General features: G+C 68.0%; 22 protein-coding genes. 9 read left to right on the top strand and 13 right to left on the bottom strand.

The features are described from left to right. Positions 1 to 20: 20 nt before the first annotated feature. Positions 21 to 239 (bottom strand): hypothetical protein, encoded by a 219-nt coding sequence (locus DOL89_RS13805; protein ID WP_119679669.1) that lies wholly within the window; start codon positions 237 to 239, stop codon positions 21 to 23. Positions 240 to 437: 198 nt separating this feature from the next. On the opposite strand from DOL89_RS13805, the gene DOL89_RS13800 reads away from it, so the two are divergent. From DOL89_RS13800 to DOL89_RS13785, 3 genes are all read left to right on the top strand, one after another. Continuing rightward, a complete protein-coding gene (locus tag DOL89_RS13800; RefSeq protein WP_225889803.1) occupies positions 438 to 845 on the top strand; it encodes a DUF952 domain-containing protein in 408 nt (135 codons plus the stop codon). A gap of 1 nt (position 846) precedes the next feature. Continuing rightward, positions 847 to 1,902 carry a quinone-dependent dihydroorotate dehydrogenase gene (locus DOL89_RS13795; protein WP_119679668.1) on the top strand — a complete coding sequence of 352 codons (1,056 nt, stop codon included), beginning with the start codon at positions 847 to 849 and terminating at the stop codon, positions 1,900 to 1,902. 757 nt (positions 1,903 to 2,659) lie between these two features. Then, entirely contained in the window at positions 2,660 to 3,532 is an 873-nt protein-coding gene (locus DOL89_RS13785) for an EAL domain-containing protein (RefSeq protein ID WP_162937516.1), read from the top strand. Between the two features lie 44 nt (positions 3,533 to 3,576). Here DOL89_RS13785 and DOL89_RS13780 read toward each other — a convergent pair whose 3' ends face one another. The 3 genes from DOL89_RS13780 to groES all read right to left on the bottom strand — a co-directional run bounded on the left by DOL89_RS13780 (position 3,577) and on the right by groES (position 7,569). After that, entirely contained in the window at positions 3,577 to 5,253 is a 1,677-nt protein-coding gene (locus DOL89_RS13780) for a methyl-accepting chemotaxis protein (protein ID WP_162937515.1), read from the bottom strand. A 325-nt stretch (positions 5,254 to 5,578) separates the two neighbouring features. Further along, positions 5,579 to 7,222, bottom strand: a complete 1,644-nt coding sequence (gene groL / locus DOL89_RS13775) for a chaperonin GroEL (protein ID WP_119679664.1) — start codon at positions 7,220 to 7,222, stop codon at positions 5,579 to 5,581. 53 nt (positions 7,223 to 7,275) lie between these two features. Further along, positions 7,276 to 7,569 (bottom strand): co-chaperone GroES, encoded by a 294-nt coding sequence (groES, locus tag DOL89_RS13770; protein WP_119679663.1) that lies wholly within the window; start codon positions 7,567 to 7,569, stop codon positions 7,276 to 7,278. 320 nt (positions 7,570 to 7,889) lie between these two features. Here groES and DOL89_RS13765 point away from each other — a divergent pair, with 320 nt between their 5' ends. Beyond that, entirely contained in the window at positions 7,890 to 8,153 is a 264-nt protein-coding gene (locus DOL89_RS13765; RefSeq protein WP_119679662.1) for an usg protein, read from the top strand. A 45-nt stretch (positions 8,154 to 8,198) separates the two neighbouring features. Here DOL89_RS13765 and DOL89_RS13760 read toward each other — a convergent pair whose 3' ends face one another. Then, the gene (locus DOL89_RS13760) at positions 8,199 to 10,193 is read right to left on the bottom strand and encodes a BCCT family transporter (protein ID WP_119680437.1); all 1,995 of its coding nucleotides are present in this window, start codon (positions 10,191 to 10,193) and stop codon (positions 8,199 to 8,201) included. A gap of 170 nt (positions 10,194 to 10,363) precedes the next feature. Between DOL89_RS13760 and DOL89_RS13755 the strand changes: the two genes are divergently transcribed. Next, positions 10,364 to 11,080 carry a TorF family putative porin gene (locus DOL89_RS13755; protein WP_119679661.1) on the top strand — a complete coding sequence of 239 codons (717 nt, stop codon included), beginning with the start codon at positions 10,364 to 10,366 and terminating at the stop codon, positions 11,078 to 11,080. A gap of 23 nt (positions 11,081 to 11,103) precedes the next feature. Here the strand turns inward: DOL89_RS13755 and DOL89_RS13750 are convergent, their stop codons facing one another. From DOL89_RS13750 to DOL89_RS13735, 4 genes are all read right to left on the bottom strand, one after another. Beyond that, on the bottom strand, positions 11,104 to 11,817 hold the full coding sequence (locus DOL89_RS13750; RefSeq protein ID WP_119679660.1) for an extensin-like domain-containing protein: 714 nt from the start codon (positions 11,815 to 11,817) through the stop codon (positions 11,104 to 11,106). A 39-nt stretch (positions 11,818 to 11,856) separates the two neighbouring features. Further along, positions 11,857 to 12,093: a hypothetical protein gene (locus DOL89_RS13745; RefSeq protein WP_119679659.1), complete on the bottom strand. Its 237-nt coding sequence runs from the start codon at positions 12,091 to 12,093 to the stop codon at positions 11,857 to 11,859. A gap of 3 nt (positions 12,094 to 12,096) precedes the next feature. Then, positions 12,097 to 12,408: a TspO/MBR family protein gene (locus tag DOL89_RS13740; RefSeq protein WP_119679658.1), complete on the bottom strand. Its 312-nt coding sequence runs from the start codon at positions 12,406 to 12,408 to the stop codon at positions 12,097 to 12,099. A gap of 159 nt (positions 12,409 to 12,567) precedes the next feature. Continuing rightward, entirely contained in the window at positions 12,568 to 15,765 is a 3,198-nt protein-coding gene (locus DOL89_RS13735; protein WP_119679657.1) for a TonB-dependent receptor domain-containing protein, read from the bottom strand. A 560-nt stretch (positions 15,766 to 16,325) separates the two neighbouring features. On the opposite strand from DOL89_RS13735, the gene DOL89_RS13730 reads away from it, so the two are divergent. The 4 genes from DOL89_RS13730 to DOL89_RS13720 all read left to right on the top strand — a co-directional run bounded on the left by DOL89_RS13730 (position 16,326) and on the right by DOL89_RS13720 (position 18,603). Further along, a complete protein-coding gene (locus DOL89_RS13730) occupies positions 16,326 to 17,324 on the top strand; it encodes a DMT family transporter (RefSeq protein WP_225889802.1) in 999 nt (332 codons plus the stop codon). A gap of 118 nt (positions 17,325 to 17,442) precedes the next feature. After that, the gene (locus DOL89_RS13725; RefSeq protein ID WP_119679656.1) at positions 17,443 to 18,192 is read left to right on the top strand and encodes an SDR family oxidoreductase; all 750 of its coding nucleotides are present in this window, start codon (positions 17,443 to 17,445) and stop codon (positions 18,190 to 18,192) included. 22 nt (positions 18,193 to 18,214) lie between these two features. Then, positions 18,215 to 18,349 (top strand): hypothetical protein, encoded by a 135-nt coding sequence (locus DOL89_RS25850; RefSeq protein WP_263973571.1) that lies wholly within the window; start codon positions 18,215 to 18,217, stop codon positions 18,347 to 18,349. Continuing rightward, a complete protein-coding gene (locus tag DOL89_RS13720) occupies positions 18,346 to 18,603 on the top strand; it encodes a YlcI/YnfO family protein (RefSeq protein ID WP_119679655.1) in 258 nt (85 codons plus the stop codon). The genes DOL89_RS25850 and DOL89_RS13720 overlap by 4 nt, the downstream gene beginning before the upstream one ends. Before the next feature lie 182 nt (positions 18,604 to 18,785). Here DOL89_RS13720 and gyrB read toward each other — a convergent pair whose 3' ends face one another. The 4 genes from gyrB to DOL89_RS13700 form a co-directional block, all read right to left on the bottom strand. Further along, entirely contained in the window at positions 18,786 to 21,491 is a 2,706-nt protein-coding gene (gene gyrB, locus DOL89_RS13715) for a DNA topoisomerase (ATP-hydrolyzing) subunit B (protein ID WP_119679654.1), read from the bottom strand. Between the two features lie 130 nt (positions 21,492 to 21,621). Continuing rightward, the gene (recF, locus tag DOL89_RS13710) at positions 21,622 to 22,851 is read right to left on the bottom strand and encodes a DNA replication/repair protein RecF (protein ID WP_225889801.1); all 1,230 of its coding nucleotides are present in this window, start codon (positions 22,849 to 22,851) and stop codon (positions 21,622 to 21,624) included. 4 nt (positions 22,852 to 22,855) lie between these two features. After that, entirely contained in the window at positions 22,856 to 23,212 is a 357-nt protein-coding gene (locus DOL89_RS13705; RefSeq protein ID WP_119679653.1) for a type II toxin-antitoxin system PemK/MazF family toxin, read from the bottom strand. After that, positions 23,209 to 23,454: an AbrB/MazE/SpoVT family DNA-binding domain-containing protein gene (locus DOL89_RS13700; RefSeq protein ID WP_119679652.1), complete on the bottom strand. Its 246-nt coding sequence runs from the start codon at positions 23,452 to 23,454 to the stop codon at positions 23,209 to 23,211. Before DOL89_RS13700 ends, DOL89_RS13705 begins: the two co-directional genes overlap by 4 nt. Between the last annotated feature and the right edge of the window lie 265 nt (positions 23,455 to 23,719).

Here is a 23,719-nt window from a genome sequence, read left to right as displayed (position 1 = left end):
GGGGCGGAGCTGTTCCGCCCCTATTCGGAGGCCTTCAGCATGGCGGTATAGACGGTCCAGGCGGCCTCCACGCTGATATCCCCGGCACGGGCGCCGGCCAGAAGCATTTCCATGGTCGGCTTGACCGGCACCGCTGTCAGCCCGTGGCTGCCCATCGATTCCACGACGCCCAACGCATAGCGCATGCTCTCGCTCAGATTGTCGTCGTCGGGCAGGCCTGGGATTTCAAATGCAGTCACGCGGAACCTCCCTGGTTATACTGCTGGTGCTCCTGGAGCTGAGGCAGCTTCCAACCCCAAGTACCAACGGGCGTACTATCGAACACACATATGTGTTTAGAAAGAGTCAACTTTGCACGCTTCGCGCGTTAACCATACTGACACATACGGCCCTGCGCCCTCTGGTCAGCCGGCCGGCGCTGCACTAAGGTCGCGGCCATGAGCCAGCATCCCACCACCATCTTCCATATGTGCCGTGCCGAGGAATGGGAGGCCGCGCGGGACGCCGGCGCCTATCCCGGCTCCTCCCAGGACCGGGCGGACGGCTTCATCCATTTCTCCACCGCCGGGCAACTGCCCGTCAGTGCGGCGAAGCACCGCGCCGGCCAGACCGGCCTGCTGCTGCTGACCGTGGATGCCACGGCGCTGGGCGCTGCCCTGAAGTGGGAGCCGTCGCGGGGTGGGCAGCTTTTCCCGCATCTCTACGGCGCCCTGCCGGTCGGGGCAGCGGTGCGGGTGGACCCGCTGCCGCTGGGGCCGGACGGGCTGCACGTCTTCCCGCCCCATCTGGCGGAGGTCGCGGCGCGCGACAAGGATGCCGGCTTCCTGTCGGAGCAGGGGGGCTGACTTGGTCGATCTCTATCCGCTGGCCCGACCCTTCCTGCTGCGCATGGACCCGGAGCAGGCGCATGAGCTGACCATCCGCGCCCTGAAGACCGGGCTGGTGCCCCCGGCCGGCGGCAGGGACCCGGACATCCTGCGCACCCGCGTGCTGGGTCTGGAACTGCCGAACCCCATCGGGCTGGCGGCCGGCTTCGACAAGAATGCCGAGGTGCCGGACGCCATGCTGAAGCTGGGATTCGGGCTGGTGGAGGCCGGCACCGTCACCCCCCGCCCGCAACCTGGCAATCCGCGCCCCCGCCTGTTCCGCATTCCGGCGGCCGGGGCCGTGATCAACCGCTTCGGCTTCAACAACCAAGGCATCGACGCCTTCGCCGGCCGGCTGGAAGCGCGGGCCGAGCGGCCGGGTGCTGTCGGGGCCAATGTCGGCAAGAACAAGGAGACGGAGGATGCGGCGGCCGACTATGCCGTCGGCATCCGCCGTACCGCCCCCTTCGCCAGCTATCTGGTCGTCAACGTCTCCAGCCCCAACACGCCGGGCCTGCGCACGCTTCAGAGCAAGGAGGCCCTGTCCGCCTTGCTGGCCCGCTGCTTGGAGGCGCGGAAGCAGAGCGGGGCGGAGCCGCCGCTGCTGCTGAAGGTCGCCCCGGACCTGGCGGAGCAGGACAAGGCCGACATCGCCGAGGTGGTGCTGGGCAGCGGCATCGACGGGCTGATCGTCTCCAACACCACCATCGCCCGGCCGGACATCATTCCGCCCGAGCTGGCGAAGGAGGCCGGCGGCCTGTCCGGCCGGCCGCTGATGGTGCCCAGCACGCAGGTGCTTGGGGAGTTCCACCGGCTGATCGGCGGGCGGGTGCCGCTGGTGGGTGTCGGCGGTGTCGCCAGCGGGGCCGACGCCTATGCCAAGATCCGCGCCGGGGCCGCGCTGGTGCAGCTCTACACCGCGCTGGCCTTCAACGGCCCGGCCCTGGTCACCCGAATCAAGCGGGAATTGGCGGACCTGCTGGCCCGCGACGGATTCCGCAGCGTGGCCGAGGCAGTGGGGGCGGATCACCGGTAGGGGCGGCTCGCCGGCCATTGTTTCCCCTCGATATCCCTTCTCCCCGTCATACCTTCTCCACCGTCATCTCTTCTCCACCGTCATCTCTTCTCCATCGTCACCTCTTCTCCATCGTCATCCCGGCGAAAGCCGGGACCCAGGGGCCGCATGCACGGCTCTTGGGACTCCTGGGCCCCGGCTTTCGCCGGGGTGACGGAGATGGGTGGAAGGGCAGGTACAGCTCCTCAGGTGACGGAGATGGGTGGAAGGGTAGGCACCGCCCCTCAGGTGACGGAGATGGGTGGAAGGGTAGGTAGCGCACCTCAAGTGACGGAGATAAGGGGAGAGGACATGGAACCCGCCCCCTCACGAAAGTGGTATTTCCCCTCCAGGCGGGTAGCCGCATCCTGACCGTGTATGGATGGTCCGGGGCAGGGGGGCGGTATGGGCGGGTGGCTGCGGCATGGCATCTTCGCGGCGGTATACACCGCCATCGCCATCTCGGTGGCGCTGACCCTGCCGCTCTCCGTGGACGGAATGGACCCCCATACCGGCCTGCTGTTCGGGCTGGTGGTCTTCGTCTTCGGCGGGCTGCTGCACGAATTCTGGGCGCGGCAGGAGGAGCGGGAGCGGCTGGAGCATCGGCTCTGGCGGCTGAAGGAGGGGCAGGCGGACATCCGCGGGCTGCTGCTGAAGCTGGAACAGCGGCTGGACGGCCATCCGGCCAGCCTGCAGGAGCTGGACAGGCTGCTGTCCGACGCCCGCCTGCTGGAAAGCCTTGCCGCCCCCGTGCCGGAACCGGCGGCACCTGCGCAGCCCGTCATGGCGGAGGCGCAGCCCCAGCTTCCCCTGGACGCCACCTTCGCGCCGCCACGGGCCTCCGGCCCGGCCCCCCTGCCGCCTGCCGACGCCGCCATTCTGGAGGAGATCCGGGAGGCCCTGCGCGCCGACCGGATCGACCTGTTCCTTCAGCCCGTCGTCTTCCCTGCCCCAGCGCAAGCATCGCTACTACGAGGTATTCAGCCGCATCCGCCGCGCCGACGGCGCCCATCTGCTGCCCGAACAATATCTGCCGGTGGCGCAACGCGCCGGGCTGATCGCCGGGATCGACAACATGCTGCTGTTCCGCTGCATCCAGCTCCTGCGCGAGACGGAGAAGCGGCATCAGGCGGTGGGCTTCTTCTACAACATCTCCGCCGCCACCCTGGCCGACCGTGATTTCATGGAGGAGTTCGCCTCATATCTCGGCCGGCACCCCAACCTTGCCGCCAAGCTGGTGTTCGAGTTGGGGCAGGCCGAACTGATGCCGGACGGGTCGTTCAGCACCGGCTTCCTGGACGGGTTGCGCCGCTTGGGCTTCCGCTTCTCCATGGATCAGGTGGAGCGGCTGGAGGTGGACTGGGCGGAGATGGCCCGTCACGAAATCCGCCATGTGAAGCTGGACGCCGCCCGCCTGCTGGACCCCGCCGGTCCCTTCGCCGATCCGCAGGCCGCGCGGGACCTCAAAGGCCTTCTCGACCGCAACGCCATCGACCTGATCGCGGAGAAGGTGGAGACGGACAGGCAGCTCCTGGAGCTGCTGGACCTGCATATCGACTTCGGCCAGGGCTACCTGTTCGGCGAGCCGAAGCTGGCCCGGAAGGCGGGATAGCGGCGTAGGTCGCAAGGAGCGGAGCGGATTGCGACCTACGGGCGTCAGGCCGCGCGGATCATGGCGACGAAGCCCGCCACCTCGGCACGGAGCTTCTCGGCCTCGCCGGACAGGCCGGAGGCGGCGTTCAGCACCTGGGCGGCGGCGGCGCCGGTCTCGGCGGCGGCCTGGTTCACCCCGCCGATGCTGGCCGAAACCTCCTGGGTGCCATGGGCGGCCTGCTGGACATTTCCGGCGATCTCCCGCGTCGCCCCCTCCTGCTGCTCCACCGCGCTGGAGATGGCGGCGGCGATCCCGTTGATGCGCTCGATGGTGCGGCCGATCCCCTCGATGGCGGACTGGGCCCCGCCGGTGGCGGCCTGGATTTCCGCCACCTTGGCCTGGATGTCCTCCGTCGCCTTCGCTGTCTGGCTGGCCAGCGCCTTCACCTCGGACGCCACCACGGCGAAGCCCTTGCCGGCCTCCCCGGCCCGCGCCGCCTCGATGGTGGCGTTCAGGGCCAGCAGGTTGGTCTGGCCCGCGATGGCGTTGATCAGCTCCACCACGTCGCCGATCTGGCGCGCCGCCTCCACCAGCCCGGTGATGATGCCGGTGGTGCGCGCGGCCTCCCGCACAGCGGCGGCGGAAATCTCGGCGGAGCTGGAGACCTGACGCCCGATCTCCCCGATGGAAGCCGACATCTCCTCCGTCGCGGCGGCAACCGTGTGGACATTGACGGAGGCCTGCTCCGACGCAGCGGCCACGGCCATGGCCTGCCGGCTGGTCTCCTCGGCGGTGGCGGACATGGAGGAGGCGGAGGCCTGCATCTCCGTCGCGGCGGAGGCCACGGCCTCCACCACGCACTTCACGCTGGCCTCGAAGCTGTCGGCCAGCCGCATCATCTCGGCCCGCCGGGCAGCCTCGGCTTGGCGCTTGGTCTCCTCCTGCTCGGCGCGGAGCCGCTCCACCGCCAGGGCATTGTCCTTGAAGACGACGACGGCCTGGGCCATGCGCCCGATCTCGTCGGCCCGCGCGCTCCAGGGGATATCCACCGACAGGTCGCCGCCGGACAGCCGCTCCATGGCGGCGCGGATGCCTTCAAGCGGGCTGAACATCGCACGCCCGACCAGGAAGCAGCCGCCGGCCACCAGCAGGGCGATCACGGCGGTCAGGCCGCCGATCTTCCGATCCATGGAATTGACGCCGGCGAAGAACTCGGCCTGGGGGATGCCCACATACAGGATGCCGATGACCTTGCCGCCGGCATCCTTGATGGGATCGTAGGCGGTGAAGAACGGAACGCCCAGGATTTCGGCCTCCCCCCGGAACGGCACGCCCTGGCCCAGCACCGCGTCATGCACCGGCCCCTTCGCCAGGGTTGTGCCCACGGCCCGGCTGCCGTCCGGCTTCTTCACATTGGTGGTGATCCGCGTGTCGCCCATGAATACGGTCGCCGTGCCGCCAACCATGGCCTTGATCCGGTCCACCGGCTCGAAGAAATCGTTCAGCGGCATGTCCCCGGCCAGCAGCCGGCCATCCTCGATCCGGAACTCGCCGCCATATCGGCGCAGCACGTCCCAGGCCACCCGCATATTGGATTCCTGCCGCTCCATCGCCTGTTCACGGGCGTGGCTACGCATCGTCATGTCGGTGGCGAAGTAGATAGCGAGGCTGAGAATCGCGAGCGAACTTACGACCATGCCCGCGACCTTGGCCGACAGGGTGATTCGATGCAGTGGCATGTTGAGAATCCTGGAAGGTTTCGGATCAGCCGAAACAGCCGGCAGGAAGCGCTGCATACCATGTTATGGTGCAGTGGCGAAATAGTTTGTGCTAATAGGATAAATCTGGTGTTAACGATGCTCGGCCAGCGGGCAGTGCATGGCGCAGGGGCGGGCGCTGTTTGGCGTCGGCTGCTCTGTCATGATGATTCGGGGTCTCACCCCGCCTAAAAACAAAAACCCCCGGCGGATCGCTCCGCCGGGGGTCTTCGTGTCTTTGGCCGGTCGTAAGGAGCGTCGCAATCCGCTGCGCTCCTTGCGACCTACGGCCGGTCGAACGGACTTCTTAGAAGTCCATGTCGCCCATGCCGCCCATGCCGCCCGGGCCGCCGGCCGGAGCGGACTTCGGCTGGGGCTTCTCGCCGATCATGGCCTCGGTGGTGATCAGCAGGCCGGCAACGGAGGCGGCGTCCTGGAGCGCGGTGCGGACAACCTTGGTCGGGTCGATCACGCCGAACTTGAACATGTCGCCATATTCGCCGGTCTGGGCGTTGAAGCCGAAGTTCGCGTCGTTCTGCTCCAGCAGCTTGCCGGAGATCACGGCGCCGTCGAAGCCGGCGTTGGCGGAAATCTGACGCACGGGCGCGGTAAGCGCCTTGCGCACGATCTCGATGCCGAACTTCTGGTCCTCGTTCACCGCCTCGATGCTGTCCAGCGACTTGGTGGCGTAGAGCAGGGCGACGCCGCCGCCGGCGACCACACCCTCTTCCACCGCGGCGCGGGTGGCGTGCATGGCGTCGTCAACGCGGTCCTTGCGCTCCTTCACCTCGACCTCGGTCGCACCGCCGACGCGGATCACGGCGACGCCGCCGGCCAGCTTCGCGAGACGCTCCTGGAGCTTCTCACGGTCGTAGTCGGAGGTGGTCTCCTCGATCTGCGCCTTGATCTGGGTGATGCGGGCCTCGATGTCGTCCTTGGAGCCGGCACCGTCCACGATGGTGGTGGTCTCCTTGGTGATGACGACCTTCTTGGCCTGGCCCAGCATGTCGAGCGTGACGCTCTCCAGCTTGATGCCCAGATCTTCGGAGATGACTTGGCCGCCGGTCAGGATGGCCATGTCCTCCAGCATCGCCTTGCGGCGGTCGCCGAAGCCCGGGGCCTTCACGGCGGCGATCTTCAGGCCGCCGCGCAGCTTGTTGACCACCAGCGTGGCCAGCGCCTCGCCCTCGACATCCTCGGCCACGATGACCAGCGGACGGGAGGACTGAACCACCGCCTCGAGAACCGGCAGCATGGCCTGCAGGCCGCTCAGCTTCTTCTCGAACAGCAGGATGTAGGGGCTCTCCAGCTCCGCGACCATCTTGTCGGCGTTGGTCACGAAGTAGGGGGAGAGATAGCCGCGGTCGAACTGCATGCCCTCGACCACGTCCAGCTCGGTCTCGAGGCTCTTGGCCTCCTCGACCGTGATGACGCCCTCGTTGCCGACCTTCTCCATGGCGCGGGCGATCATCTCGCCGATCTCGCGCTCGCCATTGGCGGAGATGGTGCCGACCTGGGCGATCTCGGCGTTGGTCTCGATCTTGCGGCTGCGGGCCTTGATCTCCTCGACAACCTTGGACACGGCGATGTCGACGCCGCGCTTCACGTCCATCGGGTTCATGCCGGCGGCGATGGCCTTGGCGCCCTCGCGGACGATGGCCTGGGCCAGCACGGTCGCGGTGGTGGTGCCGTCACCGGCGAGGTCGGCCGTCTTGGAGGCGACCTCCTTCACCATCTGCGCGCCCATGTTCTCGAACTTGTCGGAAAGCTCGATCTCCTTGGCGACGGTGACGCCGTCCTTGGTGATGCGGGGAGCGCCGAAGCTCTTCTCGATCACGACGTTGCGGCCCTTCGGGCCCAGCGTGACCTTCACGGCGTCGGCGAGAATGTCCACGCCGCGCAGCATCTTGGCGCGCGCGTCGGTGCCGAACTTGACTTCCTTGGCAGCCATTTTTGTCGTCCCTATGAATTGAGCGGTTGATCAGGCGGTAAGGCGCGGTCGCATCAGGCGGCGTTCATCACGCCCATGATGTCGCTCTCCTTCATGATCAGGTACTCGACGCCGTCGATCTTCACCTCGGTGCCGGACCACTTGCCGAAGAGCACACGGTCGCCAGCCTTCACGTCGAGCGCCACCAGCTTGCCGCTCTCGTCACGGGCGCCGGGACCAACGGCTACCACCTCGCCCTCCTGGGGCTTTTCCTTGGCGGTGTCCGGGATGATGATGCCGCCGGCGGTCTTCTGCTCGGACTCGACGCGCTTGACCACCACGCGGTCGTGCAGCGGACGGAAACGCATGAATTCTCTCCCTCTAAAAGGCAAAGAGCTCGGGATGAGCCTGTTGTTAGCACTCACCCGCGGTGAGTGCCAGACGAGGTAATGGAGGCCCGTCCCCGAGTCAAGAGGGGTGGCCGTCCCCGGTTGCACGCATGCGGAGGGGGAGGGCACCCCGTTTGGCAGCACTCCAGCCCGCCGGCTGCCAACCTACTGAAATCATTACGTTTCCGTCTTCACAGAACCGTCATGTCAGGGCAACATCAAAGCTGGCGGGCGAGGGGAGGCAATCCTCCGCCCGGCCGGGGGAGACAGCCGCTGGGTCCACATCCGGGGAGACGCGAATGGCGAAGCTCTTGCTCCAGCTCAACAACTACCGCCTGACCACGGCGGAGATCCTGTATCACATGCCGGACCATCCGGGCCTGTTGCAGAGCTTCATCTGGCAGGAGCTGGACCTGGCCCCGAAATTTCCACAGCTCAAGCGGTTCCTGGATTTCTGGAGTCGTGAGCTGGACGGCAAGCTGCACAGCGTGCGGGTGGCCAGCCAGGGGCTGATCACCCCGGCGGAGGTGCGGATGGTGGGGGCGGAGCTGGTGCTGCACTGATGCCGGAAGGCCGGCCGGCCGCTCGGCGCGGCCGGCCCCGTAGCCTTACCAGCCCATCCACTTCGCATATTCGGCCACGAAGTCGCGCAGCACCGTGTCCTTGTCCGCCCCCTCCAGGGGCAGGTTCTTGTGCAGGCCGCCGCGCAGGATCACCTCCGCCTGCGCGATCCATGGCTCATCCTCCGTCTCCAGCTCGGGGAAGGCGAAGGTCCAGGGATGGTAGGCGCGGCTGCGGACCGTGTAGCTGAACTCCTCGTTCCCGTCGCGCAGCACGGTGATGCCGGCGCTGTAGCGCTCCACCGCGATCTCCGTGGTGCGCCGCTGCCGCTCCAGCTCCCGCGCAATCTGCTTGAAGGCGGGGAGTGCGGCCCCGGTGATGAAGTCGGCGGCCTGCCGCCGCGCCTCCTTCAGGCCGGGGGCCGCCGCCCCCGTCCGCTCATCCGCCCGGCCAGTCACGGCCTGCAGGCGCTGGCGCCAGTCCTCTTCCGGCAGATGGGCCAGCACCTCGTCGCCGCCCATGACCGCGGCGCCCGCCATGCCATAGGCCGCCCGGCCCTGGCTCAGGTGCCGCCGCTCCGCCGACAGGGCGTTCACCAGGCTGACGCACATCAGGATCATGACCAGGCTGAAGGGCAGGGCGGTGGCGATGGCGGCGGTCTGCAACGCGCCCAGCCCGCCCACCACCAGCAGCACCGCGGCGATCGTGCCGGTCAGCACCGCCCAGAACAGACGGCTGGCCATGGGCGGCTCCGGATCGCCATTGGAGCTGATGATGTCCATCACCAGCGCGCCGCTGTCGGCGGAGGTGACGAAGAAGGTGCCCACCATCAGCGTGCCGATGGCGGAGCTGACGACCGGCAGCGGCAGCCGGTCCAGCATGGCGAACAGGGCCGTGGGCACGCTCTCCTCCACCGCCGCGGCCATGCCGCCGGCCCCGAACACCTCCATGTGCAGGGCGGTGCCGCCGAACACGCTGAACCAGACGAAGCTCAGCAGCACCGGGGCGAACAGCACGCCGCCGATGAACTCCCGGATGGTGCGGCCCTTGCTGACCCTGGCGATGAACATGCCGACGAAGGGCGCCCAACTGATCCACCAGCCCCAGTAGAACATGGTCCAGCTCGCCTGCCATTCGATGCCGGCGAAGGGCATGGTGCGGAAGCTGGCATAGGGCAGGGTCTGGATGTAGCGGCCGATGGAATCCACCAGCTCGAACAGGATCCAGACGGTGGGGCCGACGGCGAAGACGAAGACCAGCAGCAGCAGCCCCGCCACCATGTTCAGCTCCGACAGTCGTCGGATGCCGCGTCCCAGCCCGCTGGCCACCGACGCGGTGGCGATCAGGGTGATGCCGGCGATCAGCCAGAGCTGGTTGCCCAGGCCGACATCCATCAGGCCCAGATAGTCCAGCCCGGCATTGACCTGCATGACGCCGACGCCCAGCGAGGTGGCGACGCCGAACAGCGTGCCGAAGATGGCGAAGATGTCCACCGCCCGGCCGATCGGCCCGTGGATACGCTCCCCCAGCAGCGGATAGAGGGTGGAGCGGATGGTGAGCGGCAGCCCGTGGCGATAGGCGAAATAGGCCAGGCTCAGGCCCACGACGATATAGACGGCCCAGGCATGCAGGCCCCAGTGCAGGTAGGTCAGGGTCATGGCCTGCCGGGCGGCGTCCAGCGTGCCGCCCTCCCCGAAGGGCGGGGAGGTGTAGTGCAGCACCGGCTCCGCCACGCCGTAGAACAGCAGGCCGATGCCCATGCCGGCGCTGAACAGCATGGCGAACCAACTGGCGTAGCTGAATTCCGGCTCGTCATCCTCGCGACCCAGCTTGACGGCGCCATAGGGGCTGACGAATACGCCGATGATGAACAGCAGGAACAGCCCGACGACAAGAATGTAGAACCAGCCGAAACTCCCGACGATCCCGGCCTGGAGAGAGGTCATGAAATCGGCGAGCGGTTCTGTGAACAGAACGGCAACCAGAACGAACAGGATGATGATCCCGCTCGAGATGAGGAATGTGTATCGATCGGTTTTCATGGCGGTGACTGTAGCGGAATGGGGCGGTTGGGGGAACAGTTCCGGCCCGATCCCGTCGCGCAACAATCTGTACTGATCGAAATCTATGCGAGATCAATCGCTGGCAGAGATGTTGGTCGGACCCGGCGTCATCTGCCGGGATCATCCTGCTGACAACGGTTCCATTTCTTATGCACCCACATCCCGCTTCCGCCCGCATCGCCCTGTCCCTTGCCGCTTTCGCGGCTTTTGCCGTCCTGCCGCCGGCCGCCGCGGCGCAGGCGCTGCCGGAGGAGTTCAGCGTCTCCGGGACGGTGCTGCTGGCCACCGACTATATCAGCCGGGGGCAGAGCTTCACCGGCGGGAAGCCCTTCATCCTGGGCTCGCTGGACCTTGCCCATGACAGCGGCGCCTATGCCGGCCTTTATGGCGGCAATGTGGATTTCGGGGACGACGAGTCGAACAGCGAGTTCGGCTTCTATGCCGGTTGGGCGGGCGAGGTGCAGGGCTTCAGCCTGGACACCAATGCCTACTATTACATCTATCCAGGCGTGCCGGAGGAGTTCGAGTACGATTACCTGGAATTCGGCGCCACGATCAGACGCACATTGGGCGCGTTCACGCCGCGGCTGCGGGCCAACTGGTCGCCGGACTATTTCGGCGGGCGGGGCGACGAGTTCTATCTGCGCGGCGGGCTGCGCTACGACGTTCCGCAGCTCGACGGGCTGGCGCTGGACAGCTGGGTCGGCCACCAGTTCGGCGACACGGCCGTGCCGCAGTTCGTGGATTGGGGCGCTTCGATCTCCTATGCCATTCCGGATGTCGGCAGAGTGCAGCTGCTCTGGTCCGATGCCGACCTGTCCGGCGTGGGCGACCGCCTGACCCTGGGCATCGGCCGCACCTTCTGACCGGTCCGGGCGGCGTCAGGGCGTCAGCGGCAGACGCCCCAGCGGCCGAGATCCAGATGCAGATGGTCGGCATGGGCGCGGTTGTAGTCCGGCGACAGGACTGCGCGGAAGCTGTCGCACGCCCCATCCCGCAGCCGGTGCAGGAAGCGCGCCTCCGCCGTCGACTCCCCATCCGGGCCGGTGCGGGTCCAGTCCCGCGCCACACGCACCGTGCGCCCGTCCGCCAGCGTGACGGCGGCGATGTCGATGGCGTTCGCGGTGGCGTGCTGGCTGCGATTCCGGCCCTGGCCGCGGTCGGTGCGGGTATTGCGACAGGCATAGGTGCCATAATGCTGGATGGTCTCCGCCTCCGCCCCCAGCAGCTCACGCGCCGCGGGCTGCAGCGTCCAGCGCTCCCACATCGCCAGTGCTGCCAGCACGGGGCAGGTGGCGGTGAAGGGCGCGCTGTAGCGCACCCGTTCGCTCCGCTCCATCCGCGCCGCCCCCTGGAATCCGCAGCCGGGGCCGGTCTCCCGGTCGGGCACGGGGGTGATCCGCATGCCGGCCGCCTCCACCCAGGCCAGGCAGCGGGCGGGATCGCGGTCAAGCCGCTGGAGCTGCATTCCGGTGAACAGGCCGGGCGGTTCCGCCGGGTCGGGCACGGCCCAGGGATTCCAGCGCGGCGGCGCCCAGCCCTGATGGAGGGCGAGTGCGCCGCAGCCGGCGAGCAGCAGCAGGAACAGAAGGAAGAACCGCATGCCGGATGAACACCGGCCCTGGCGGTTCGGGCAGGACGGCTAGTTCCCGCCCTGCTGCTGGCGCGGCCAGCGCATATAGGCCAGCAGCCACAGGCCGGCGGTCAGCAGCGGGAAGAACAGGAACACCAGCAGGGCCCAGAGCGGATTGCGCCCGGTCTTGCCCAGCACAAGCCCCGCCATGCAGACGGTCCAGGTGATGGCCAGCACCGCCACCAGCGTGCTGAGCCAGCCCGGCAGGAACAGCATCATCTCGGTCAGGTCGCCATAGCGCGGCATGGCCTATCTTCCCTCCTCGGCAGTGCGGGTCTCGCGCTGGCGGCGCAGCGCCTCGCGGGGGTGCAGCTTTTCCGGCCGCGGCGGCAGGTTGGGCCATTTGGCAAAGGCCAGATATGCTGCGAACACCGCCCAGCCCAGCACCGGAAGGGCCAGCCAGCCGGCATGCCCGGCCGGCAGTCCCGCCCGGCGCAGCAGCCGCACCGCCGGCCACAGCGCCAGCAGGGTCAGCGCCACATGGATCAGCAGCGCCAGCTCCAGCCCGCCGCTTCCGGCGGCCAGCTCAACCGCTCCCGTCACGCCTGCATCCGTCTCCACCGCCTGCCGCCTTTGCCTCGTGCGTCTGCGGGGGATGTAGCACAGGAACCGGGCCGGTCAAACGGATGCGGCCATCCGCCCGACGGTCAATGAAAAAGGACGGGGAGCGTACGGCCCCCCGTCCCTGTTCCGGCGCCGGACCGGCCCGACGCTGAACGGCTAGAAGCTGGCCGTCGCCCGCAGGAAGTAGGACCTTCCGCGGGCCGACACCGGAATGCTGAACTCGGTCAGGAACGGCTTCTCGTCGGTCAGGTTGTTCACGCCGGCGATGAAGCGGACCTGCTCGGTCAGTTCAAACGCGGCCGAGAGGTTGTGAACCCATGTGTTGCCCGTCTCATAGGGGGCGAAGCGCTCGAAATCGTCGGCCTCGACGCCGCGCAGATAGGTCGACTCCTCCCAGAAGGTGGACCAGTTCAGGGTGAGGCGGTCGCGGCGGTACTGGACGTTGGTGTTGAACGCCCATTGCGGCCGCTCCAGCTCGCCCAGCTCGTCGTCGGCGGCGTTGGGGTTCGCCACCGAGGCGTAGCGCACCAGCTTGTCCATGTAGGTGCCGCGCACCCCCAGGGTCAGGCTGCTGTCGTCATTGATGCCGATATCCGCCAGGTCGAAGGTGTAGCGGACATCCCAGTCCACGCCCGCCGCCTCCAGCGAGGCGAAATTCACCTGGGTCTGGCGCAGGAAGTTCAGGCCCAGGAACTGCGGGGAGCCGGACTCCCGGTTGCGGCCGATCAGGTCGCAGAACGGGTTTTCCAGCGAGTCCGCGTCATAGCAGCCGTCCACGATGTCCTGCGCGCTCACCGCCACGATGGCGTCGTCGATGGTGATGTCCCAGTAATCCACGGTCACGGTCAGGCCCGGAACGAAGTCCGGCTGGAACACCGCGCCCACCGTCCAGGAGTCGGAGGTCTCCTCCGTCAGGTCGGGATTGCCGCCGGATTCGCCGCGGAAGCGGGCGGAGAGCGGGTCGGTATAGCCCTCCGGAATGCCATCGGCGCGGCAGTTCGCCAGCCGGTTCTCCGGGGCCGGACCCTGGTTGATCTCGTTCGCGTCGCAGGGATCGACGGGGCGGAAGAAGGCCGATGACAGGGGAGAGAACAGCTCGGCGATGTTGGGCGCGCGGATGGTGCGGTTCAGGCCGCCGCGGATGCTGAGGAAGTCCGCCGGCTGATAGGTGCCGCCGACCTTGTAGGTCCAGGCGCCGCCCACATCGGTGCTGTACTCGTCGTATCGCACGGCGCCGTCCACCGCCAGAAACTGCACGAAGGGCAGGTCGCGCAGCAGCGGCGCGCTCAGCTCCAGCGACACGCCCCAGACATCGTAGCCGCCCTCGGTGATGGCCGGGTCGCTGTCGAACAGCAGGCCGGTGTCGGCCAGCTCGTCCGGGATGTACTCGCTCTGCTCGTCGCGGTACTCGCCGCCTATGGCGAAGGCCAGCGGCCCGCCCGGCAGCTCGAACAGGGCGGCGCTGTCGCCGGACAGGAAGCCGGACAGCACGAACTGCTCGATGGTCGATTCGTCATGCTGCTGATAGGCGACGAAGTCGATGGCCTCGGCCGAAGCGTTGCCCTGGCCGAAGATGTTCAGCGGCTGGCAGGTCCCGTCCAGCGGGTCGAAGGTGCTGATCTCCCCCGCATAGAAGGGGAAGGGGGATACGCTCAGCTCCCGCGAGCCGGTCAGGCTGGAGCGGCAGACGATGTTGCCGGTCGCCGGATCGCGCACCGCATCCACGGCGGCATAGAAGCGATCCTCGATGCGCTGATTGCCGTATGAGTCCTCTTTGGTCTGGCCCCAGTTGGCGGCCAGCTCATAGGTCCAGCCATTGTCGAACTCGCCGTCGAAGCCGCCGACCAGGCGGATCGTTTCGCGCTCGATCCGGTTCGGCCGTGCGGACAGCTCCGGAAAGTCTCGGGAAACGGTGACCTTGGCGGTGGAGGCGTCGAAGTCCGGGTTGGCCGCCAGGAACTCATTGATCTCGGTCAGCAGGGCGGTCGGCAGATAGGGATTGTCGAGCGCGATCGGAACCGCGTCGTTGAACGCGCCCGTGCTTGAATAATAATGGGTGGTGACGCTGGCGAATTTGGCTTCGAAGAAGGGCCGGAAGGCGGGGCTGACCTCGTAGCTGCCCATCAGATTGCCGATCAGCCGCTCATTGCGCGGGATGATGCTTTCCCGGTCCACCTGGCTGCCGGCGCCGTCGGGATTGTCGAACTGGTTGAAGCCGCCCGCCGCCGCCCCGTTCTGGAACGGACGCACATTGTTCAGCGCGGGATCGAAGACCAGACAGCCATAGCCGGCATTGGATTCCACCGTGGGCTCGGCGCAATCGGGGTTGCCGTCATTGTCCAGATCGACGAAGGCGTCGAAGGCCGGGTCGCCGTAATCGAAGGAATCGGCGTTGCCGAAGCCGATGCGCCCGTCGAAGGAGGAGATGGAGAAGGTGGGCCGGCGGCGGATGACGCGGCTGGGCGCGCCCTCCGTGCGGTCGATCAGCGACTGGGGCACGGTCAGGCCGGCGTCCACCGCGTCCAGGATGGAATCGCCGATGGCGAAGCCGGCATCGATGATCTCCTGCGTCAGCTCGCCGGGTTGGAAGAACAGGGCCGGGTTGGGGTAGTCGTCGGCCCGGCCGCGGTTGCGGGAAAAGCCGCGCTCCCCGGCCCTGACGCCCTCGTCATAGGCGTGGCTGAAGCTGGCCGTCAGGTTGGCGCGGTCGTCGGGCCCGAAATTCCGGCCCATTGTCAGGTCGAAGGTGTGGACGATGCCGCCCTCCTCCTCCGGCGCGGTGATCTGGGCGCTGGCCTCGACGCCCTCGAAATTCCGCTTCAGGACGAAGTTGACCACGCCCGTGACGGCATCGCCGCCATAGATGGCGGAAGCGCCGCCAGTCAGCACATCCACCCGCTCGATCAGCGCCTCGGGGATGGAGTTGATGTCCACGGCCGCGGAGCCGGGCACGCCGGCCACATGCCGCCGGCCATTGACCAGCACCAGCGTGCGGTCTACGCCCAGCCCGCGCAGGTCCAGCGTCGCTACGCCCACCGCGGCGCCATCCAGAACCGACTGCTCGCTGCTGATGGAGTTGGACAGGGCCGGCAGGGTGTCCAGCGCCTCGGAGACGTTGGTCTCACCCTCCAGCGCCATCTGCTCCGCCGTCAGGACCACGACCGGGATCGGGCTCTCCAGTTCCGGGCGGGCGATGCGCGACCCGGTGACGACGATCTCTTCCAGCGGAACGTCCGCCGGCGCCTCCTGCGCGACCGCGGGAACGGCCAGGATCGCTGCACCGCAGCACCCCGCCAGGAAGCCGGCGCGCAGCCCCGCGCGGCGAAGACGGCCCGAACTCACCATCAGCATCATGAAGTCCCCTGTCCTGCATCCGTTCGGCGCGCCTGTTCGTCCGTCCCGTAGCCGGGATCTGCGACGCGCCTTTTTCACATGCGCAGTTTAGGGGGGCGGCTTATCAGCCTGTCAACGATCACTCAAATATATCGCTTGCACTGTTGCAAATTGGACCCGGTATTCATAAGAGGAAACGGGCGGGAGCAAGCGATGCTCCAAATATAATGCGTGATGTCGCGCTAAGTATACTTGGCGCAATGCAAGTTTACATGCCGTGATGGCGGCGGTGTCTGTGGTTTGGCGTAACGCGGCCATGGTTCGGCGTATGAAGCACCATGATGTCCGCGCAATACTCTTCTGCCTCTGCCTAATCCGTAGGCGCGATTTGGCGGTATAGGGGCGGGTGCGGAGGCGGCGGGGCGGTGAATATTGCCGTCGGCATTGCCCGCACCAGCCATCATGACCGGGCCTGCTGCACAATTAATCGCCACTGGCAAAATCTGCCTGAAATTCGGACATTCGGCTTTTTCCTTCCTGCGCTGCACAAGGAATGGGGCCACCGGGCCCGGACGGGAACCATGGCCGTTGACAAGCGGCGGCCGGGCGGGCATCGCCAGGGCCGAACCGATGACGGGGCCGGCATGGACCACTCCACAGAGACGACGGGCACGGTGCCCGCCCGCAAGGGCATCGCCGACCAGGCATGGCTGCTGATGACCCTGCCCGGCCTGTTCTGGGCCGGCAACGCCATCGTGGGGCGGGCCGTGGCGGGGGACGTGCCGCCGGTGGCGCTGGCCTTCTGGCGCTGGGTGGGGGCGGTGCTGATCGTGCTGCCCTTCGCCTGGCGTCATCTGCGCGCCGACATCCGCCCGATGCTGAAGGCCTGGCCGATCATGCTGGCGCTCTCCGCCCTCGGCATCACGGCCTTCAATACGCTGCTCTACATCGCGGCGCAGACCACCAGCGCGCTGAACATCGTGATGCTGCAATCCAGCATGCCGGTGCTGGTGGTGGGGGCGACCTTCCTGCTGTTCCGGGAGGCGGTGACCGGGCGGCAGGCGCTGGGCATCGCGGTGTCGCTGGCGGGGGCGCTGATCCTGGTGTCCCACGGCGACCCGGCCTCCCTGGCGCGGCTGGAGCTGAACCGGGGCGATATCTGGCTGCTGGTGGCCATCGTCAGCTACGCCCTCTACACGGCCTTGCTGCGCCGCCGCCCGGCGGTGCACGGCCTCAGCCTCGTGGCCGCGACCTTCGCGCTGGGGGCGGCCATGCTGCTGCCCTTCTATCTGTGGGAAAGCCTGTCCGGCCGTCCGTTGCCTTTGACCTCCACCTCGGCCCTGGCCATTGCCTATGTGGCGGTGTTCCCCTCGATCCTGGCCTATCTCAGCTTCAACCGGGCGGTGGCGCTGCTCGGCGCGAACACGGCCGGCCTCGCCGTCCACCTCGTCCCCGTCTTCGGCACCATCCTGGCCGTGCTCCTGCTGGGGGAGACGCCCCAGCTCCACCACGGGCTGGGCATCGGCCTGATCGCCGTGGGCATCGGGCTGGCAGCGCGGCGGGCCGGCAAGGGGGCCTGACGCACCCCGCCGACATATGCGCCCGGCCCGCAGGTGCCATTACCCGGCGCAGGTTCCGGGCGGACTGCCGATGCCGCTATGATCGCCCGGCAAGGTTCCGGATCGGAGGAGGCTTCCCATGCTCACAGGGCCGGATGTTCTCTTGGTGACCGGCGGCAGCCGCGGGATCGGCGCCGCGATCGTCAGGAAGGCGGCGCGGGACGGTTACGCCGTCGGCTTCAGCTATGTGCGCAACGGCGATGCCGCCGCCCGGCTGGTTGCCGAGCTGGACCAGGCCGGCCACAGGGCCCATGCCGTCCAGGGGGATGTGGCGGACCCGGATTTCGCCGCACGGTTCTTCGACGCGGCGGAGGCCGCGCTCGGCCCCGCGACCGCCCTGGTCAACAATGCCGGGATCACGGGCCGCATCGGCCGCTTCCGGGACGCCGACCCGGCGATGCTGCGCAGCACCCTCGACACCAATGTGCTGGGCACCATGTACGCGGCACAGGAGGCCATCCGCCGCTGGGAGGCCGCCGGGATTCCCGGCCGCATGGTGAACATCTCCTCCATCGCCTCCACCCTCGGCGCGCCGGGCGAATATGTCCACTACGCCGCCACCAAGGCCGCGGTGGAGGCCTTCACCATCGGCCTGGCGAAGGAGGTGGCCCCGGCCGGCATCAGGGTCGCCGCCGTGGCGCCGGGCACCGCTTATACCGACATCCACGAAGCCGCCGGCGAGCCGAACCGCCCGGCCCGCGTCGTCTCCCGCGTGCCGATGGGCCGCATCGCCGAACCGGAGGAAATCGCCAACGCCGTGCTCTGGCTGCTCTCCGCGGAGGCGTCCTATGTGACCGGGGCGGTGCTGCGGGTGTCCGGGGGGCTGTAGCTGGCGCCAACATGATGAGATCGTGCTGGAAGCTGCCGTGAACGGGCGGGCGGACGCCCTGGTGTCATTCAACCATCGCCACTTTCTGCCGGCGGCGGAACGCTTCGCCCTGCCGGTGCTGCGGCCTGGCGAGGCATTGGAGAGGATACGGCTATGAGCAAGATGTCCACTTACCCGATACGCCTCCCGGCCTCGGTGAAGGCCGAGGCGGAACGCGTAGCCGCTGAAGACGGAACAAGCCTGAACCAGTTCGTCGCGACCGCCGTGGCCGAGAAGCTGGCTGCCCTGAGAACCGCCGCCTTCTTCGAGGAACGCCGAGGACGCGGGGACCGTGACGCCTTCAGGAAGCTGCTGACCCGCCAGGGCGGAGAACCGCCCCAGGAAGGTGACGAGCTGCCCGGTACGGCTTAGGACCGGTTAGGCGGCAAATGGCGGATCATTACAGGCACTGCCGAGACCACCAGTGACGCATAAAGGACGAACCCGACCCGCACCTTGATTATCAAGACAGGATGCGGTGCTCTGTCACTCTCATTCGCGCTTTATGCGTCAGCATTCGTCGATTATGCGTCACTTCGCACACGACACCATCCTCACACATCCAAATTCGCCACCTTCAGCGCGTTGTCCTGGATGAAGGCGCGGCGGGGTTCCACGACGTCGCCCATCAGGGTGCTGAAGACGTCCTCGGCCTCGTCGGCGTGGCTGACCTTGACCTGGAGGAGGGAGCGGATGGTGGGGTTCAGGGTGGTTTCCCAGAGCTGGTCGGGGTTCATCTCGCCAAGACCCTTGTAGCGCTGGATCTGAAGGCCGGCGCGGCCCTGCTCCAGAACCGCATCCATCAGGCCGGCCGGGCCGGTGACCAGCTTCAGCTCCTTGGCGCGGAAGCTCAGCCGGGCGGGGCCGTCGTAGAATTCCAGCAGATGGGCGGCCATGGCGTCCAGGCGGCGGGCCTCCACCGACTTCAGCAGATCGGCATCCATGACATGGCGGTGCGTGACGCCGCGGCGGGTGCGGGAGATCACATAGCCGGCCAGGGCAGCACCCTCGCCGGAGCCGTCATGGAGCAGTTCCGCCGTCCAGCCGCCGGCCAGGGCCGCGCTGGGGGGAGCGTGGTCGGGGCCGGGGGTGCTTTCGCCCACACCGGACTGGGCCGCACCGGCCGCACCGGTGCCGGCGGCGCCGCCCGCGGGCGGAACCACGGCATGGGCCAGCGTGTCGCCGGAATGCTGGAGCCGGAACAGCTCCAGCGCGTTCAGGCGGCAGGCCACCTCATCCGCCTTGGCCTTGGCCAGATCGGCATTGGCGAGCAGGGCGGTGGAGAGCGCGCCGGCGATGGCCGCCTGCTCCGCCACGTCGCGGCTGCCGGCCTTGCGGGCCAGGGTCAGGAGCTGGGTGCGGGCAAGCCGGGCCTGCTCCACCAGGGCGCGGAGCTCATCGCCGGTCTTGACGGCGTTCTGCTGGTTGGCGGTGGTGTTCTCCGCCGTCAGCGCCGTCAGCGACACGTCGGTCAGGCCCTGGCCGATCAGGTAATCCTCGAGCTGCCGGTCGTCCTTCAGGTACTTCTCCTTCGCCGTGCCGCGCTTCACGCGGTAGAGCGGCGGCTGGGCGATGTAGAGATAGCCCTTCTCGATGATCTCCGGCATCTGGCGATAGAAGAAGGTCAGCAGCAGGGTGCGGATGTGGGCGCCGTCCACGTCCGCGTCGGTCATGATGATGATCTTGTGGTAGCGCGCCTTCTCGATGTTGAACTCGTCGCGTCCGATGCCGGTGCCGAGCGCCGCGATCAGCGTGCCGATCTCGGCGCTGGACAGCATCTTGTCGAAGCGCGCCCGCTCCACATTCAGGATCTTGCCGCGCAGCGGAAGGATGGCCTGGAACTGGCGGGAGCGGCCCTGCTTGGCGGAGCCGCCGGCCGAGTCGCCCTCCACGATGAAGAGTTCGGACAGCGCCGGGTCCCGCTCCTGGCAGTCGGCCAGCTTGCCGGGCAGGCTCGCCATGTCGAGCGCGCCCTTGCGCCGGGTCAGCTCGCGGGCCTTGCGCGCGGCCTCACGGGCGGCGGCGGCCTCGACCACCTTGCCGACGATCTTGCGGGCCTCGTTCGGGTGCTCCTCGAACCAGGTGGACAGCGCCTCGCTGACGAGGTTCTCCACCACGGGGCGGACTTCGGAGCTGACCAGCTTGTCCTTGGTCTGGCTGCTGAATTTCGGGTCCGGCACCTTGACGGAGATCACGCAGGTCAGCCCCTCCCGCATGTCGTCGCCGGAGAGCGCCACCTTCTCCTTCTTCAGGATGCCGGTCTCTTCCGCGTATTTGTTGACGGTGCGGGTCAGCGCCGCGCGGAAGCCGGCCATGTGGGTGCCGCCGTCGCGCTGGGGGATGTTGTTGGTGAAGGCCAGCGTGGTCTCGTGATAGCTGTCGTTCCATTGGAGCGACACTTCCACGCCCACATTGGTGCCCAGCTCCGACGCCCGCTCCCCCTTCACATGGATGGCGGGCTTGTGCAGGGCGGTCTTGGAGCGGTCGATCCAGGCGACGAACGCCTCCAGCCCGCCCTCATAGTACAGCTCGGTGACCTTGGGCTCCACGCCGCGCGCGTCGGTGAAGACGATCAGCACGCCGGAGTTCAGGAAGGCCAGCTCGCGGAACCGGTGCTCCAGCGTGGCGAAGTCGAATTCGGTCTTGGTGAAGGTGGCCTTGGAGGCCAGGAAGGTCACCTCGGTCCCGGTCAGCGGCTGACCGGCGCGCGGTCCCTCCTTGACGATGGGGGCGGGGCCCACATCGGCCAGCGGACCCACGGCATCGCCATGGTTGAACTCCATCTCCCACTGGCGGCCCTTGCGCCAGATGCGGAGCTTCAGCACCTCCGACAGCGCGTTGACCACGGAGACGCCCACCCCGTGCAGGCCGCCGGACACCTTGTAGCTGTTCTGGTCGAACTTACCGCCGGCATGGAGCTGGGTCATGATGACCTCGGCCGCCGAAACGCCCTCTTCCTTGTGGATGTCGGTGGGGATGCCGCGACCGTTGTCGCGCACGGTCACCGACCCGTCCGCGTTCAGCGTGACCTCCACCCGGTCGGCATGGCCGGCCAGCGCCTCGTCGATGGCGTTGTCCACCACCTCGTAGACCATGTGGTGCAGGCCGGACCCGTCATCGGTGTCGCCGATATACATGCCGGGGCGCTTGCGCACCGCGTCCAGGCCCTTCAGGACCTTGATCGAGCTGGCGCCATACTCCTCGGCAGCGGCGGCGGAGGCGGCGGGCGCGGGGGTGGGGTTCGTGGGATCTTGGGTCATTGCGGCAGTATACCAGACAGGCGTTCGGACAGGGCTTAATTCGTTCGGCGGGAAAGGTTTAGAGCGTTTCACGATGGCTGGGAAGCCGCCGTTGACACCCCCTCCTTTCCGGGCGGGCGGATTCACGTTTTCAGGAGGAGTCTCCCGACCACGATCCGCCCGGCGGGCTCCTCGCCAGCCGCCCCTCCGCCACGCCGACATGGCAGGCGGCGTCGCCCAGCTCGGCGAAGAAGCCGGCATCCGTGCCGGTCATCCAGGCCTGGGAACGGGAGGCCAGGATTTCCTGGAACAGGGCGGTGCGTCGGTGCGGGTCCAGATGCGCCGCCACCTCGTCCAGAAGCAGCAGCGGGGCCGTTCCCGTCTCCGCATTCATCAGCCGGGCATTGGCCAGCACGATGGAGATCAGAAGCGCCTTCTGCTCCCCCGTGCTGCCCAGCTCCGCCGGCATGTTCTTGGCGAGGTAGGTGACGGACAGGTCGGACCTGTGCGGGCCGGTGGCGGCACCGCCCGACGCCTCGTCCTGGCGGCGGCTGGCGCGCAGGGCGGCGCGCAAGGCATCCTCCGCCGCCAGCGCCGGCATGGTTCCGATCCAGCCATCCACCTCCCCCGACAAGGACAGGCCGGGGGCGGGGAAGGGGCCGACACCCTGGCGGGCGGCATCGTTCAGGCGCCGCACCATGTCGGCCCGGGCGGCGGCCACGGCGATGCCGGTAGTGGCCATCTGGTCCTCCAGCGCCCCCAGCCAGGACGGATCGCCCACCCCGTCGCGCAGCAGCCGTGCGCGCTCCCGCAGGGCGTTCTCGAACTTGTTCAGCCGGCCGGCATGGGCGGGGTCGAAGCCGAAGACCAGCCGGTCCAGGAAGCGGCGGCGGCCCGACGCCCCCTCGATGAACAGCCGGTCCATCTGCGGGGTCAGCCAGACCACGCTGACATGCTCGGCCAGCGCCATCTGCGACTTGGCCGGCTGCCCGTCGATGCGGACCAGGCGGCGCTCCCCCTCCGTGGTGGCGGGGTCGCGGCCGGTGCCGATCTCCACGGCTCCGCGCGGCGTGTCCACATGGGCGGCCACGGCCCAGCCCTCGCCCTGCCAGTCGCCCTCGTCGGGCGGCTGGATGCGCTCCACCTCGCCCAGCTTCGCGCGGCGCAGGCCCCGGCCGGGGGCCAGGAAGCTCACCGCCTCCAGCAGGTTCGTCTTGCCGGCCCCGTTCGGCCCCGTCAGCACCACCGGCCGCGGGTCCACCTCCAGCCGTGCCGCGGCGTAGGAGCGGAAGCGGGTGACGGTCAGGCGCGTGACGGCCAGCCGGGCGGGGGCGGATTGCGGAGCGGCAAGCATCGGCATGTTCATCGCGGCCAGCATCATGCTCCTACTCCCACCCGATCAGGGCGGCCAGTTTCGCCCGCAACTCGTTCAGGACCCGCTCCGGCAGCGGGCGGCCGCTGAAACGGACCGGCCGCGCCAGCGTGTCGATGCTGCGGACATGGCTGGTCAGCACCTCTCCAGCGATGCCCAGCCCGTCCGGCAGCACCACGCTGGTCGGGAACGGGCGCACCCCGGACGTCACGGGGCAGACGATGCACAACCGGCTGATCTCCCAGAAGGCGCGGGCGGACAGCACCACGGCGGGCCTGCGGCCGCCCTGTCCGCCTCCGGTGCGGGAATCGAAGTCGGTCCAGATCAGGTCTCCGGCCTCCGGCGCGTAATCGGGTTCCGGCAGGCTCATTCGTCGACGATTTCCTGCCCCAGATCGGGACCCCAATCATAGATGCCGGCCATTTCGCCCGGCTTCATGCCGTGCAGCAGATCGTCCAGCCGATAGCGCGGGCGGCCGGGATCGATCACGATGCGGCCATTCTCCGTCGCGATCTCAACCATACTGCCTTCCACCAGCCCGACCCCGCCCGCCACGTCGCGCGGAATGCGGATGCCAAGGCTGTTGCCCCAACGGGCCACGCGCGCCTTCATCAACGATCCCCGGATATCCTGCGTATATCATCGCAGGCTCGACTGCGCGCCGCAAGGACGCGCCGGATGCAACGAAATATGGGTGCAAGGGGAGCTATTTGGAAGTGTCCGGCGGCAGGACGTGCGGACCGGGGAGGAGCGTTGCGGCGGGGTGCGTTGTCTTCAGGAAAGATGAAAATGATGAACAGGATTGAAATGATGATGCAGGGCCATTTGGCTACGCCTCAGCCCTGCATGGTCTTGAGCACCGCCTGCGGCGCGTCGG

The sequence above is a fragment of the Indioceanicola profundi genome (genome assembly GCF_003568845.1).
GTDB lineage: Bacteria > Pseudomonadota > Alphaproteobacteria > Azospirillales > Azospirillaceae > Indioceanicola > Indioceanicola profundi.
This window is presented reverse-complemented; position numbering and strand designations above follow the sequence as displayed.

What these genes read in the sequence shown, in the direction of transcription:
- DOL89_RS13800 (WP_225889803.1), top strand. Translation starts at nt 438, where the DNA reads ATGAGCCAGCATCCCACCACCATCTTCCATATGTGCCGTGCCGAGGAA.
- DOL89_RS13780 (WP_162937515.1), bottom strand. Translation starts at nt 5,253, where the DNA reads ATGCCACTGCATCGAATCACCCTGTCGGCCAAGGTCGCGGGCATGGTC.
- groL (WP_119679664.1), bottom strand. Translation starts at nt 7,222, where the DNA reads ATGGCTGCCAAGGAAGTCAAGTTCGGCACCGACGCGCGCGCCAAGATG.
- groES (WP_119679663.1), bottom strand. Translation starts at nt 7,569, where the DNA reads ATGCGTTTCCGTCCGCTGCACGACCGCGTGGTGGTCAAGCGCGTCGAG.
- DOL89_RS13765 (WP_119679662.1), top strand. Translation starts at nt 7,890, where the DNA reads ATGGCGAAGCTCTTGCTCCAGCTCAACAACTACCGCCTGACCACGGCG.
- DOL89_RS13760 (WP_119680437.1), bottom strand. Translation starts at nt 10,193, where the DNA reads ATGAAAACCGATCGATACACATTCCTCATCTCGAGCGGGATCATCATC.
- DOL89_RS13755 (WP_119679661.1), top strand. Translation starts at nt 10,364, where the DNA reads ATGCACCCACATCCCGCTTCCGCCCGCATCGCCCTGTCCCTTGCCGCT.
- DOL89_RS13750 (WP_119679660.1), bottom strand. Translation starts at nt 11,817, where the DNA reads ATGCGGTTCTTCCTTCTGTTCCTGCTGCTGCTCGCCGGCTGCGGCGCA.
- DOL89_RS13745 (WP_119679659.1), bottom strand. Translation starts at nt 12,093, where the DNA reads ATGCCGCGCTATGGCGACCTGACCGAGATGATGCTGTTCCTGCCGGGC.
- DOL89_RS13735 (WP_119679657.1), bottom strand. Translation starts at nt 15,765, where the DNA reads ATGATGCTGATGGTGAGTTCGGGCCGTCTTCGCCGCGCGGGGCTGCGC.
- DOL89_RS13730 (WP_225889802.1), top strand. Translation starts at nt 16,326, where the DNA reads ATGGCCGTTGACAAGCGGCGGCCGGGCGGGCATCGCCAGGGCCGAACC.
- DOL89_RS13725 (WP_119679656.1), top strand. Translation starts at nt 17,443, where the DNA reads ATGCTCACAGGGCCGGATGTTCTCTTGGTGACCGGCGGCAGCCGCGGG.
- DOL89_RS13720 (WP_119679655.1), top strand. Translation starts at nt 18,346, where the DNA reads ATGAGCAAGATGTCCACTTACCCGATACGCCTCCCGGCCTCGGTGAAG.
- gyrB (WP_119679654.1), bottom strand. Translation starts at nt 21,491, where the DNA reads ATGACCCAAGATCCCACGAACCCCACCCCCGCGCCCGCCGCCTCCGCC.
- recF (WP_225889801.1), bottom strand. Translation starts at nt 22,851, where the DNA reads ATGATGCTGGCCGCGATGAACATGCCGATGCTTGCCGCTCCGCAATCC.
- DOL89_RS13705 (WP_119679653.1), bottom strand. Translation starts at nt 23,212, where the DNA reads ATGAGCCTGCCGGAACCCGATTACGCGCCGGAGGCCGGAGACCTGATC.
- DOL89_RS13700 (WP_119679652.1), bottom strand. Translation starts at nt 23,454, where the DNA reads ATGAAGGCGCGCGTGGCCCGTTGGGGCAACAGCCTTGGCATCCGCATT.